The sequence below is a fragment of the Pseudomonas sp. 22515 genome, from assembly GCF_052044625.1.
Taxonomy (GTDB): Bacteria; Pseudomonadota; Gammaproteobacteria; order Pseudomonadales; family Pseudomonadaceae; genus Aquipseudomonas; species Aquipseudomonas alloputida.
In genome coordinates this window covers 390,150-402,969 of the sequence record NZ_JBQENN010000001.1, presented here as the reverse complement: position 1 = coordinate 402,969, position 12,820 = coordinate 390,150, and the positions used below count along the sequence as shown (strand labels likewise).

Annotated in this window: 14 protein-coding genes; 8 read left to right on the top strand and 6 right to left on the bottom strand. The window is 62.6% G+C overall.

The genetic code is table 11. From position 1 onward, the window contains the following. The first annotated feature begins 70 nt into the window (after positions 1–70). Positions 71–1,342: an Hsp70 family protein gene (locus ACTJJN_RS01780; RefSeq protein ID WP_003249625.1), complete on the top strand. Its 1,272-nt coding sequence runs from the start codon at positions 71–73 to the stop codon at positions 1,340–1,342. A gap of 202 nt (positions 1,343–1,544) precedes the next feature. Here the strand turns inward: ACTJJN_RS01780 and ACTJJN_RS01775 are convergent, their stop codons facing one another. From ACTJJN_RS01775 to ACTJJN_RS01765, 3 genes are all read right to left on the bottom strand, one after another. Further along, on the bottom strand, positions 1,545–2,552 hold the full coding sequence (locus tag ACTJJN_RS01775) for an AI-2E family transporter (protein ID WP_003249623.1): 1,008 nt from the start codon (positions 2,550–2,552) through the stop codon (positions 1,545–1,547). 69 nt (positions 2,553–2,621) lie between these two features. Beyond that, positions 2,622–2,909 (bottom strand): PsiF family protein, encoded by a 288-nt coding sequence (locus ACTJJN_RS01770; RefSeq protein ID WP_003249621.1) that lies wholly within the window; start codon positions 2,907–2,909, stop codon positions 2,622–2,624. Positions 2,910–2,972: 63 nt separating this feature from the next. After that, complete coding sequence (locus ACTJJN_RS01765) at positions 2,973–3,761, bottom strand: AraC family transcriptional regulator (protein ID WP_440780833.1); 789 nt, start codon at positions 3,759–3,761, stop codon at positions 2,973–2,975. 223 nt (positions 3,762–3,984) lie between these two features. On the opposite strand from ACTJJN_RS01765, the gene ACTJJN_RS01760 reads away from it, so the two are divergent. Next, on the top strand, positions 3,985–4,866 hold the full coding sequence (locus ACTJJN_RS01760; protein ID WP_070096399.1) for a DMT family transporter: 882 nt from the start codon (positions 3,985–3,987) through the stop codon (positions 4,864–4,866). A 1-nt stretch (position 4,867) separates the two neighbouring features. On the opposite strand, the gene ACTJJN_RS01755 is transcribed toward ACTJJN_RS01760, so the two are convergent. Continuing rightward, positions 4,868–5,758 carry an esterase/lipase family protein gene (locus tag ACTJJN_RS01755; protein WP_012053841.1) on the bottom strand — a complete coding sequence of 297 codons (891 nt, stop codon included), beginning with the start codon at positions 5,756–5,758 and terminating at the stop codon, positions 4,868–4,870. 122 nt (positions 5,759–5,880) lie between these two features. On the opposite strand from ACTJJN_RS01755, the gene osmE reads away from it, so the two are divergent. Together osmE and ACTJJN_RS01745 are read left to right on the top strand one after the other, a co-directional pair. Further along, complete coding sequence (gene osmE / locus ACTJJN_RS01750) at positions 5,881–6,222, top strand: osmotically-inducible lipoprotein OsmE (protein ID WP_014592574.1); 342 nt, start codon at positions 5,881–5,883, stop codon at positions 6,220–6,222. A 42-nt stretch (positions 6,223–6,264) separates the two neighbouring features. Then, the gene (locus tag ACTJJN_RS01745; protein WP_014754602.1) at positions 6,265–6,795 is read left to right on the top strand and encodes a ferritin-like domain-containing protein; all 531 of its coding nucleotides are present in this window, start codon (positions 6,265–6,267) and stop codon (positions 6,793–6,795) included. A 39-nt stretch (positions 6,796–6,834) separates the two neighbouring features. Here the strand turns inward: ACTJJN_RS01745 and ACTJJN_RS01740 are convergent, their stop codons facing one another. After that, positions 6,835–8,901: an AsmA family protein gene (locus ACTJJN_RS01740; RefSeq protein ID WP_221099800.1), complete on the bottom strand. Its 2,067-nt coding sequence runs from the start codon at positions 8,899–8,901 to the stop codon at positions 6,835–6,837. Positions 8,902–9,241: 340 nt separating this feature from the next. Here ACTJJN_RS01740 and ACTJJN_RS01735 point away from each other — a divergent pair, with 340 nt between their 5' ends. From ACTJJN_RS01735 to ACTJJN_RS01720, 4 genes are all read left to right on the top strand, one after another. Continuing rightward, positions 9,242–9,739 carry a phage infection protein gene (locus ACTJJN_RS01735; RefSeq protein ID WP_440780831.1) on the top strand — a complete coding sequence of 166 codons (498 nt, stop codon included), beginning with the start codon at positions 9,242–9,244 and terminating at the stop codon, positions 9,737–9,739. A 122-nt stretch (positions 9,740–9,861) separates the two neighbouring features. Further along, the gene (locus ACTJJN_RS01730) at positions 9,862–10,497 is read left to right on the top strand and encodes a TetR family transcriptional regulator (RefSeq protein WP_003249603.1); all 636 of its coding nucleotides are present in this window, start codon (positions 9,862–9,864) and stop codon (positions 10,495–10,497) included. A 52-nt stretch (positions 10,498–10,549) separates the two neighbouring features. Next, positions 10,550–11,650 (top strand): AGE family epimerase/isomerase, encoded by a 1,101-nt coding sequence (locus tag ACTJJN_RS01725; RefSeq protein WP_440780829.1) that lies wholly within the window; start codon positions 10,550–10,552, stop codon positions 11,648–11,650. 93 nt (positions 11,651–11,743) lie between these two features. Continuing rightward, a complete protein-coding gene (locus tag ACTJJN_RS01720; RefSeq protein ID WP_012053847.1) occupies positions 11,744–11,992 on the top strand; it encodes a hypothetical protein in 249 nt (82 codons plus the stop codon). Positions 11,993–12,040: 48 nt separating this feature from the next. Here ACTJJN_RS01720 and ACTJJN_RS01715 read toward each other — a convergent pair whose 3' ends face one another. Continuing rightward, complete coding sequence (locus ACTJJN_RS01715; protein WP_003249597.1) at positions 12,041–12,805, bottom strand: SDR family oxidoreductase; 765 nt, start codon at positions 12,803–12,805, stop codon at positions 12,041–12,043. Between the last annotated feature and the right edge of the window lie 15 nt (positions 12,806–12,820).

The following is a 12,820-nucleotide window of genomic DNA, read 5'->3' as shown; positions in this document are numbered from 1 at the left end:
GACTGGTCTTGATTCTGTAGCCAACTGGCATACACTGCGCGGCCGTTTTGCCTCCGGAAGCCCATTTCCCATGTCTGACGTATCCCCGGCCCGCGCCCTGGGCATCGACTTTGGCACCTCCAACTCCACGGTCGGTTGGCACCGGCCTGGCGTCGAGTCGCTGATTGCCCTGGAAGACGGCAAGATCACCTTGCCCTCGGTGGTGTTCTTCAATATCGAAGAGCGGCGCCCGGTGTATGGCCGCCTGGCGCTGCACGAGTACCTGGAAGGCTACGAAGGCCGCCTGATGCGCTCGCTGAAAAGCCTGCTGGGCTCGAAGCTGATCAAGCACGACACCAGCGTGCTGGGCAGCGCCCTGCCGTTCAAGGACCTGCTGGGCATGTTCATCGGCGAGCTCAAGAAGCGCGCTGAAGCGGCCGCTGGCCGTGAATTCGACCAGGTGGTGCTGGGCCGCCCGGTGTTCTTCGTCGACGAAGACCCGGCTGCCGACCAGGAGGCCGAGGACACCTTGGCCGAAGTGGCGCGCAAAATCGGCTTCAAGGACGTGTCGTTCCAGTACGAACCGATTGCCGCAGCCTTCGACTATGAGTCGAGCATCAGCCGCGAAGAGCTGGTGCTGATCGTCGACATCGGCGGTGGTACCTCGGACTTCACCCTGATCCGCCTGTCGCCCGAGCGCCATCGGGTCGCCGAGCGCCAAAGCGACATCCTCGCCACGGGCGGTGTGCACATTGGCGGTACCGACTTCGACAAGCAACTGAGCCTTCAGGGCGTGATGCCGTTGTTTGGCTACGGCAGCCGCATGAAGAGCGGTGCGCTGATGCCGACCAGCTACCACCTCAACCTGGCCACCTGGCACACCATCAACGCCTTGTATTCGCAGAAATCACAGTTGGCGCTGGGTAGCATGCGCTATGACATCGAGGACAGCTTCGGCATCGATCGCCTGTTCAAACTGATCGAGCAGCGCGCTGGGCACTGGCTGGCGATGGAAGTAGAAGCCAGCAAGATCGAGCTGACCGAGCATGACAGCCGCCACATCGACCTGCGCCGCGTCGAGCCCGAGCTGACTGCGGAACTGACCCGCGCGCTGTTCGAAGAGGCGATCGAAGGCCTGCTGGAGCGCGTGCGCGGTAGCGTGACCGAACTGCTGGCCAAGGCTGGGGTAAGCGAAGACCAGGTCGATACGGTGTTCTTCACCGGTGGTTCAAGCGGCATTCCGGCGCTGCGCAACAGTGTTTCGGCGATGCTGCCGAATGCGCGGCATGTGGAAGGCAACATCTTTGGCAGCATTGGTAGCGGGCTGGCCATCGAGGCGCGCAAGCGTTACGGCGCGGCCTGATTTGTCGTTTAGCTTGTAGCCGCGAACGGGCCGGGCCTGCTGGCCAATCTCCACCAGTCGTTCACCGTTGCTGCCGCTACCGTATTCGCGGGTAAACCCGCTCCTCCACACCGATCGGGGGTGGACACACATCGGTGATTGGCCACAGGCCGTCGTAGGAGCGGGTTTACCCGCGAAAGGGCCGGTACAGGCCACTGCATGATCAGACCAGTTCCGCCCGCTTCAGCTCACTCTTCAGATAGGCATAGTAGATGGGCCCCGCCACGACACCGGGCAGCCCGAACGCCGCCTCGAATACCAGCATCGCCAGCAGCAATTCCCACGCCTTGGCACTGATCTGCCCACCCACGATCCGCGCGTTGAGGAAGTACTCGACCTTGTGGATGACGATCAGGTAACCCAGCGCCGCCGCCGCCACCCAGATCGACAGCGACAGACCGACGATGGTGATCAAGGTGTTGGACATCAAGTTGCCGATCACCGGCAGCAAGCCCAGCAGGAAGGTCAGCACGATCAGCGTCTTGGTCAGCGGCAGGTGCACGTCGAACAGTGGCATCACCACGGCCAGGAAAATGCCGGTGAAGATCGTATTGAGCAGCGAGATCTTGATTTGCGCGAACACGATGTTGCGAAACGCCTTCACCAGCAGGCTAAGACGTTCGAACAGCGCCGCCGCCAAGGGCTTGCGCCGGGAGATATCGGGAATACGCTGCAAAGCGATGATGGCGCCGAGGATCATGCCGATCAGCATCGTCACAAACATGTGGGCCATACCCTTGCCCACCAGCTGCAAATCGCTCAGGTGGCTCTTGATCCAGTCACCGATGGCCACCTTGAACTCTGCGGCACTGGCAGGCAGGTAACCCTCGATGAAGGGTGGCAGCTGGCCGCGAGCACGCTCGACCAAGGCCATGAACTTGTCCAGCGAGGCGCCGGGGTTTTCCGCCTCGTGCAGCAGGAAGCTGAAGGCACCGGCAATCAGCAGTGTCAGGGTGCTGACCACCAACGTGCCGAGCAGCGCCACGGCCAGCCAGCGCGCGCGTTGGCCAGCAAGCAGCGGTTGCAGGCGAGGGGTCAGCATGTTGACCAGTTCGAACACCAGCAGACCGGCCAGCAGGCTGGGCAGTAACTTCAGGGGCAAGGCCAGCAGCAGCCCAGCCATGACGATGATCAAGCTGGCCAGAGTGATCTGACGGGGGGTAAAGGTCATACAGCCTCGACGGCAGACAGCGGGAATGCCGCAGTCTGCCAGCCTTGGCGGCGCAGGCATAGGCGCAGGTCATTTCTTCTTCAGGCAATCGCTCATGAAGGCCTTGCGCTCATCCCCCTTGAGGGCTTTGGTGGTGGCGTCAGCATTGCAGGTCTTCATTTTGTCTTGCTGGGTTTGTGGCACATCCTTTTTCAGGCAGGTGCTCATGAACGCTTTGCGTTCATCGCCCTTGAGGGCCTTGGCGGTGGCGTCGGCGTTACAGGTTTTCATCTTTTCCTGCTGCGCGGTATTGGCAGCGAAACCTTGGGCACTGAACAACACCGCCAGCGCCAGTAACGGAATTTGCAGCACTTTCATGGAGTGGTCTCCTTGGCTCCGCGCCCGATGCACGGGGGTCGAGCTGAGTGTAGCCAAGAATGTTCAGCGCCCCGCCCGCGCCTGCCGGCGGTACTGCTCAGGCGTACACCGGGCCTGACGCTGGAACATGGCGATGAAGGCCGAAGCGCTGCTGTAGCCGAGGTCGAAGGCGATGGCCTGAATCGGCAGGCCGGCTTCCAGCGCTTCGATGGCACGCAGAAAACGCAGGCGCAGGCGCCATTCGCCAAAGCTGATGCCCAGCTCGCGCAGAAACTGGCGGGCCAGGGTGCGTTCGCTGACGTGCACGCGGGCGGCCCAGTCGGCCAGCGGGCGGTTGTCCCCCGGCTCGGCGCTGAGCGCGTCGAGCACCTGGCGCAAGCCATCGCTGTGGCCAAACGGCAGGTAGCAGGCCAGGGTGGGCGCCAGCAGCAACTGGTCAAGCAGTACCTGTACCAGGCGCTGGTCACGCTCGTCCTCGGCCACCTTGAGATTGCGCCGGGCGAAGTCACCGAGGATGGCCTTGAGGATGTCACTGATCATCAGGCTGCACGGGTGCGATGGCAGCGCTGCGCACAGGCTGCGGTCGAGGTAGATAGAACGGTAGACGATGGCCTGGGGGTTGTAGCAGCCATGCTCGGTGTCGGGCGGCACCCAAACGGCGTAGTGCGGCGGCGACAGGAAGCGCTGGCCGGCCACATCCAGATGCATTACGCCGTGGGCGGTGTAGTTCAGCTGGCCCCAGGCGTGTTGGTGCACGGCGCTGTGGGTGTCGGCAACGAACTCATCGTGGCGGAAGTACACCGGGGCCGGCAGTTGGGTGAACTGGGGGATATCGAGGTATTTGCGCGGCATGCTGTCTGCTTTGCAGGGTCGGTTGTCTGGATAGAAGTATAGGCTTGTGGACAGACATTCGATAATACAGGCCTATCGAGGGCCTGCCTCGCAGGCCTTCGCGGGCTCGCCCGCTCCCACAGGATCTGCGCCAGCCTCCAGGCCTGCGTATCCGTAGGAGCGGGTTCACCCGCGAAGGGCTGCAAAGCAGCCCCAATCCAGCCCCCAACGAGTACCCTGCTGCATGAACTACCTGTTCCCCCTCACCGCCATCCTCATCTGGGCCGGCAACACCGTGGTCACCAAGATGTCCGCCGGCGCCATCCACCCTGCGGAGATCGGTTTCTACCGCTGGTTGCTGGCCGCCTTGCTGTTCACGCCGTTCATGCTGCCCGCCGTGTGGCGCAACCGCGCAGCCATCCGCCCGCACCTGACCCAGGTGTTCGTGCTCGGCGTGCTGGGCATGGCGATGTACCAGAGCCTGGCCTACTTCGCCGCCGGCATCACCAGTGCCACCAATATGGGCATCATCCTCTCGCTGATGCCGCTGATGTCACTGGCGCTGTCCATCGCCTGGCTGGGCCAGCGCCTGAGCTACGGTGCCCTGCTGGGCGCAGTGGTGTCATTCTTTGGCGTGCTTGAAGTGGTCAGTGCCGGCCACCCCGCCAGCCTGCTGCAGCATGGGCTGAACAGCGGCGACCTGTTGATGCTGGTGGCTACATTGGCCTATGCGCTGTACAGCTTCCTGCTGAAGAAATGGCAGCTGCGCCTGCCGCCGATGCAGCTGCTGTACCTGCAGGTTCTGGTGGCCATAGTCGTGTTGCTACCGCTGTTCTTGCTGTCGGACAAGACCGGCCTGAACAGCCACAACATCGGCCTGGTCCTGTATGCCTGCGTACTGGCCTCGATGATCGCGCCACTGGTGTGGATGCAGGCCGTGCACCGCCTGGGGCCCAGCCGCACCACACTGTTCTTCAACTTGCTGCCGCTGGTCACTGCGCTGATCGCCGCCGTGGTGCTCGACGAGCAACTGGCCAGTTACCACCTGGTCGGCGGCTTGCTGACCCTGGCCGGCGTAGTGCTGGCCGAACGCTGGACCACGCCGATCCGCCGCCAAGGCACTTGAGCTAAAGCCCCGCCGCCTTGAGCCGGGCGGCATGTTCGGTGAACAGCCGCACCGGCTCCGCGCCTTTGCCCACGGCACCGAGCGACTGGTTGACGATGTCCAGGTGATCGAGCGGGTAATCGTCGCCGATCACCTGCCCCAGGTGCGAACTGAAACGCCCGACCATGCCGTCGCAATGGCCCTTTTCCTTGATGAAACTGCGTGCGAACAGGCGGCAGAAGCGGCTGCTGCCGTCAAAGCGGTTGCGCCCCTGGTCTGTCAGGCCGGGTTGCAAGGTGCCGGACCAGGAGTAATAGCGGACGCCATTGACCTCATAGGCCCCTTCCCCACCCCAGGTTTGCGGCAGGCCCTGTGGATAAGCCTGGTTGAACAGTGCCACCCCGGCGCTGGTCAGCGACTGGTGCGAGGCGTGCACATCTACAGGCAGCGGGTCACGACGCCAGCCGGTTTCCAGCCAAACCAGCAGCACGGCAAACCCATGCAGCACGGCCTTGAGGATGCGCCCCTGGGGTGAATCGCCCGGTGCCGTACGTTCCAGGTGGTCGGCCAGCTCGGAGCCATGATTGGGCCCCGCCACCGAGGTGACCGACGCCACCCGCCCCGGCCGTTTGGCCGCAGCGTAACGCGCGCTCAGGGCGCCCTGGCTGTGGCCGATGAGGTTGACCTTGTCGACGCCGGTACGTTGGCAGATATCGTCGATGATCGCCAGCAACTGCTCGCCGCGCACCTCGCTGGAATGCAGCGGCGAAACCTGCACCGGAAACACCTGCGCCCCGCCCTTGCGCAGGGCCGGCACAATGCCGAACCAGTAGGGGTAGAGCACCATCCGGACAAACCCGAGCATGCCTGGCACCAGCACCAGCGGGTATCGCGTGGCCAAATCCTGCTGCATTCCCGCAGCTCCTTTGCTGTACGACGGGCCAACACTACAGCGGCCATCATGACTATCGCAATCGAACTCCCGGCGCGCGTTGTGGTTCAAAACCACACAGACCCTTTGCAAGGAGCGGGACCATGTACAAGCAGACCCTGGCAATCCTTCTGGCAAGCGCCACCCTGGCCGCCTGCGGCAGCCGCCCGGAAAACCCGGTGGATTACGTCACCTACCGCGATGAGCCGCTGGTCAAGCAGGTGGAGAACGGTATGACCATGCAGAAGGTCATCGCCATTGGCGGCAGCCCGTCGAGCGTGATCGACCTGCCGCACGGGGGCACCTGCAACGACTACATCCTCAACCGCGACGGCAAGCAGCAGCCCTATTACGTGCGCTTCGATGCCACCGGCCATGTCGATGCCAAAGGCTTCAAGACCTGCAAGCAACGCCAGGAGGACAGCGACGCCCTGCATGGCGCATAAGCCTGTGTTCCGACCCGACCCTGACCCCTGCTGGAGATAACCATGAGCAATGTTGAACTGACCGATGTGAAAACCCTGCGCGAGCGTGCACGCCAGCATGTGGAGCAAGGCGCAGTGACCGAGGGATACCACGCCGACCGTGAACAGATCCTGCGCCTGCTTAATGAATCGCTGGCCACCGAGCTGGTCTGTGTGCTGCGCTACAAGCGCCATTACTTCATGGCCAGCGGCATTAAAGCCAGCGTGGCTGCCGCGGAGTTTCTGGAACATGCCAACCAGGAAGCCGAACATGCCGACAAGCTGGCCGAACGCATCGTGCAACTGGGCGGGGAGCCGGACTTCAACCCCGACAACCTCACCAAGCACTCGCATGCCCAGTACGTGGCCGGCAATTCGCTGAAAGAGATGGTGCTGGAAGACCTGGTGGCAGAGCGCATTGCCATCGACAGCTACCGCGAGATCATTCAGTACATCGGGGATAAAGACCCGACTACCCGTCGTATCTTCGAAGATATCCTGGCGCAGGAAGAGGAGCACGCGGACGATATGTCCGACCTGTTGCAAGGCCTTTGATTTCTGACACCCTCAAGGGGCCGCTTTTGCGGCCCCTTGCTATTTCCGCGCTTTCACCGCTGCCGGCGCCTTGCCTGCCTTCATCTGCTGCAACAACGGTGTGCACTGGTTCGGGTCATCGCCGCTGCTGGGCGCAATCAGCGCCAGCAACCCCGCCGCCGGCCCTGCCACCACACCCAGCGCAACCATGCCTGCGCCACGCAACGCCAGCGGCAATGCCTGCACACCGGCGTTCGGTTTGGCAAACGGTCCGCGCACATACAGGGGGGAACGCAGCGAGAACAACCGCAGCCCTTTCGATTCCGGGGTGATGTTCAAATCCAGTTGCTCGGAAGCGAAGTTCGCCGTGCCGTCGATGTAGATGATCGCGTTCTCGGTATCGAAGATGAACAGCCGCGTAGTCGCCAGGCCATCCTTGATGCCCACATCGGCCGCCGCACAGTTGATTTTCACGTCCTCATCACCAAACAGCTTGCCGACCACATAGTTGCCCACGTTCAAGCCGGCAATTTCCATCAGGCTGCGGCTGATGGCGCCATCGTTGATCAGCATGCGCAAGTCGCCATTGGCTGTACCCAGCAAGGCGGCTACCGAGTTGCCACGGCCGCTGATGTCCGCGTCGCCATTGAGCTCACCAAAGCTGGTCTGCATTGGCGCGAAGGTAGGGAACAGTTGCTTGAGCTTGAAGCCACGCGCAGTCAACTTCGCGCGCCCCTGCAAGGGCACACTGCGCCCGTCCAGGCGGATGTTGGAGGCCAGGCTGCCGCCGGCCACGCCAAAGCGCAGGGGCTCCAGGCGTAACAGGCCGTCTTCGAGCACCACATGGGCCGACAGGTCAGTGAACGGCAGTTGCGCGCTGTGCACGATGCGCTTGCCAGCAAAGGTGACATCAGCGTCCATTGCCCGCCAACGCTCGGTGCGAAACGCCTCCACTGGCAGCACCTTGCCTGCAGGCTGCTTGCTGGCACCGCCGCGGGCCTTCTGTTCGGCATTGGAGTCGGCACCGATCAGCGGCGCCAGGTCCTTGAACAGCAACTGGTTCGATACCAGGTTGCCGGACAGTCTGGGCCGTGGCTGGCTGGCAACGAAGGCCAGGTCCCCATGGATATCGCTGTCGCCGATCTTGCCGTTGAAGCCCTGGTAATTGAACGACGCCCCTTGCGCCGCCTGCAGGTTGGCGCTTAGGCGGCCGTCGGTGGAATAGGCCGGGGTGTCAGGCAAGGTGACGCCGGTCAATGGGTAGAGGTTGCCCAGGCTGGCACCCGACAAACGCAGGCGCAGGTCGAGGGCACCAAGGTTGCGCGGGTCGGTGAGGGTGCCGGCGAGCACCACATGGGTGTCGGCGATGCGCACGTCGGCCTGCAGCGGGAACGGCTGGCTGGCGTCCTGCAGGGCCAGCAGGCCGCCGATCTTGCCGGTGCCGGACACTGGCTGGCCTTTGTAGCGGCCCTGGGCCTTGAGGCCGAAGGCATAGTCCTGCGCACCGCTGGCCTTCTCGGCGCTGGCCTTGCCGACAATCTCACTGAACGGGATTGGCTTGCCAAGCGGGTCGATCTGCACCTTCATGCTGGTTTTGAGGGTCTGGTCGTCGAAGCTGACGTTGCCTTGGTCAAAGCCGATGGCGCCGATGTCCAGCTGCCATTTGGAAGGTTCAGCGTTTTCATCCTTGGGGCCGAAGTCGAAGACCCAGTTGGCGCGGCCATCGGCCAGGCGAGTGAGGCTGGCAGTGGGCTTGGTGAGGTTGATGCGGGGTATGCTGATCTGCTGGAACACCAGCGGCAGCGGCGCCAGGCGAAACTCCACGCGCTCAAGGCCGACCATCTTCGGCTCCTTGAGCCACTCGGGGTTGCCCAGCGTCAGGTCTTCGGCAATAAAGTGCGGCCAAGGCACCCAGGCACGCCAACCGCCCTCTTCGGGCTCGGTACGCCAGTGCACGGCGAGGTTGCCGTTGATCGCGAAGGGCCGATGCAAGGCTTCGGAGACCTTCTCGTTGAGCAGTGGCTTGACGCGGTTCCAGTCGAAGGTGGCAATCACTACCACCAGGATCGCCAGCACGGTAAGCAGGCTGGCGAGGGTCCAGACGAGGATTCTGGCGGGACGCGTCATTGCGTATTTCTCCTTGCGGCATGACAGAAAACAGGCGCAGCGATGGCCTCAATAACTCCGACTGATGAAAACCCGTGAGGTTTTATCGGTGGCGCCATGATAGCGAAGTTTTTCCTGGCCTCTTGCTCAGAAATTTTTCTTACCAGACTGCACATGTTACCCACCGCCAACCGGGCACGGGGATGGTCTGCATGGCTGCAATGGCCGGAATAGACGCCCTGAAAACCTCTATCAATATGGTCGATTGTTACCATTACCCGTATGAACTTCTCTCTGGCGTTACGCGGCGTAGCATTGGCTTCGTACCCACTTTCCAGCCCCCGAGAGGAGCACCGAAATCATGAAACGCCATCTGCTGACCCTAACCCTGTCCCTTCTGGCCGCCAACGCTTTCGCCTTGCCGGCGTCCGAGCAACACCTGACGTCCGAAGCGCGCTCCAGCGCTGCCGAAATCGCCCAGCCGCTGAAAACCGTCGCTGAAGGCGGCTCCGATCGCCTGATCGAACGTTCCGGCCGCGTTGCCGAAGGTGGCGCTGATCGCCTGATCGAACGTTCCGGCCGCGTTGCCGAAGGCGGCTCTGATCGCCTGATCGAACGTTCCGGCCGTGTTGCCGAAGGTGGCTCCGATCGCCTGATCGAACGTTCTGGCCGCGTTGCTGAAGGTGGCTCCGATCGCCTGATCGAACGTTCTGGCCGTGTTGCCGAAGGTGGCTCCGATCGCCTGATCGAACAAGCTGGCCGTGTTGCCGAAGGCGGCTCCGATCGCCTGATCGAACGTTCTGGCCGCGTTGCTGAAGGTGGCTCGGATCGCTTGGTTGAACTCAGCCGTGTGAGCTGATCGCCATGGCCGAAAAGAACAACTTCTGTCACAACGCTTGCTCCCCTCCAGGCCCGGTCCATTGACCGGGCTTTGTTTTTTTATCTAGAGTGCCCAGCCTGACCGTTACAGAAGCCCGCATCATGCTGCCGCGCGCCGAACAGAAGCTACAGACCCGCCAGGCCCTGCTCGATGCCGCCTGCCTGCTCATGGAGAGTGGCCGTGGTTTCGGCAGTATCAGCCTGCGCGAAGTGGCGAAGACAGCTGGCATCGTGCCGACCGGCTTCTATCGGCATTTCTCCGACATGGACGCTCTGGGCCTGGCCCTTGTCGCCGAAATCGACACCACCTTCCGCCAGACCATCCGCCTGGTGCGCCAGAACGAATTCGAACTGGGCGGCATCACCGACGCCTCGGTGCGCATCTTCCTCGACGTGGTCGCCGCCCACCGCGCGCAGTTCCTGTTCCTGGCCCGCGAGCAGTACGGCGGTGCGCAGGCCGTGCGCCAGGCCATTGCCCGCCTGCGCCAGGATATCAGCGACGACCTTGCCACCGACCTTGCACGGATGAAGCGCTGGCAACACCTGGACAGCGCCGCGCTTGCGGTGATGGCCGACCTGGTGGTGAAGACCGTGTTCGCCACCCTGCCCGAGCTTATCGACAACCCGGAAGCGGGTTATCCACAGGCCCTGACGCCCCAGGAAAAGATCACCCAGCAGTTGCGCTTCATCTTTGTCGGAGCGCGGCATTGGCAGGGGCTCGGCAACCCAGGCTACTGAAAACCCCACTTCTGCTACCATGGCGCCCTGCCCGACAGCGACGAGCGCCGAAATGTCCGACCCCCGCCCCACCCTGCCCGAACTGGCCCGCTTCAACCAGCACTTCGCCGAACGCATCGTGCCGCTGTGGCAAGGCCCGGGCTGGAACGCCGACATGGCCCTGCCCTACGAAGCACTGGACGCCCAGCACCATCCGTTGCCGGTGCAGCGCTACCGGGCCATGGCCTGTGCACGCCAGCTGTATGTGTTCAGCAGCCGTATCGGGCAACCGGGCGCCGCCGAACGCGCCGCAGCCCTGTTTCGCTCGCTGCAAAAGCACTTCCACGATGCCGAGCACGGGGGCTGGTTCTACAGCATCGACGCCCACGGCAAGCCGCTGGACCGGCGCAAGGACCTGTATACCCACGCCTTCATCGTGTTCGCCTGCGCGCACTACTGGGGCAAAGTGCGCGAAAACCTGGTGGAGTCCACGTTGAATGCCGCGCTGGACATCATCGACCAGCAGTTCGCCCGTGACGATGGCCTGTACGAAGCCTGCCTGGGCGAAGACTGGGCCGACCTCGGCAGTGGCCCGCTGCAAAACCCGCAGATGCACCTGGCCGAAGCGTTCCTGCAAGTAATGGCTGTGCGTGGCGACGAACATGTCCGCCAGTCACTGCTGCAATTGTGTCAGGCGCTCGAGGCACATTTCATTGAACCGGCCCATGGCCTGATGCTGGAAAAGCCACACGGGGCTGTGGATAACTGGTTCGAGCCTGGGCACCAGTTCGAGTGGTTCTATCTGCTGCATACCTCCCCGCTGCTGCGTGACACGCCGCTGCATGCGTCGATAGACCGGGCCTTCGGCTTTGCCGAGCAATTCGGGGTGAAGGATGCGGCCGTACTGGCCATGCTGAATGTGGATGGCCGGGTGCTTGATGCCTCCCAGCGTATCTGGGCGCAGGCCGAGTACCTGCGGGCGCTTACATTGCGTGAAGGCAGTGAAGCAAAGCTCGCTGGGCAGTTGGGCGCCCTTTCAGCGCGGTTCCTGCGTGACGCCGGCTGGTATGAGTGCCGAGGGGGTGACGGCGCGGTGAGCAGGGATGACATGCCATCGACCACGCCTTATCACTTGGCTACCTGCCTGGAAGGGCTGAATCAGTTGAACACCTAAAGAATCTGTCAGGGGTGAGCGTTTCCCTCTGCCGGAAGCATCTCCCCACGCCTATGTTGGTGCTCCTTTCTCGAACGTTCAGGAGTAACCAACATGGAAGCAGAAGCCTTCAAGGCATTTGTCGAAGAGCAGATCAACCGAGCGGCACAGAAGATAATCGATCACGGCCACCGCTATGACGAGCACTCCCATGGCAAACTCAGCTACCTGCTAAGCCTGCGCCGTGTCATCAATTGCAAAGCAACGGCCGAGGACATGGGCCGGCATGACGCCATCAACGATGTCCTTCAAGCGTTAGGCATCATTCCTAAAGAAAGAACCAGCTTTTACTATATCAACTGAGCGATGCGTTGCTTCGCGAACCGGATCTTTCCGGTTCGCGCCTCTTGCTTAGCCTTTTGATCGGTCGATCGAGAACCCTGCCCAGTCCTGGCTCACCGGCATCAGTTCCAGGCTGTTGATATTGATGTGCGCCGGCTGGTTGAGGATCCAGAAGATGGTCTCGGCAATATCCTGTGGCTGGATCGGCTCCGCACCCGCGTAGGTAGCATCGTACTTGGCCTGGTCACCCCCGAAGCGCACCAGCGAGAACTCGCTCTCGCACAGACCCGGCTCGATGTTGCTCACACGCACGCCGGTACCGCGCAGGTCGCAACGCAGGCTCAGCGAGAACTGGCCGACGAAGGCCTTGGTGCCGCCATACACGTTGCTGCCCGGGTACGGGTAGTTGCCCGCCACCGACCCGACGTTCAGGATCGACGCGCCGCGGCCATGGGCGATGAGCCGTGGCAGCAGCAGGCGAGTGGTGTACATCAGGCCCTTGATGTTGGTGTCGACCATGGTTTCCCAGTCGTCCAGGCTGCAGTTCTGCGCAGCATCCACACCCAGCGCCAAGCCGGCGTTGTTGACCAGACCGCGAATTTTTTCAAAGCCGGCCGGCAGATTGGCAATAGCCTGCTCCATGGCTTTGCGGTCACGCACGTCCAGCACCAGGCCATGCACTTCGGTCTTGGCCGACAGTTCAGCGCACAGGGCGTCCAGGCGCTCTTTGCGGCGCCCAGTGAGTACCAGCTTCCAGCCGGCTTCTGCAAAGCGGCGGGCGGTGGCCTCGCCGAAACCGGAAGTCGCGCCAGTGATGAATACGGTGGACGTCATGCTGTGTTCCTCACG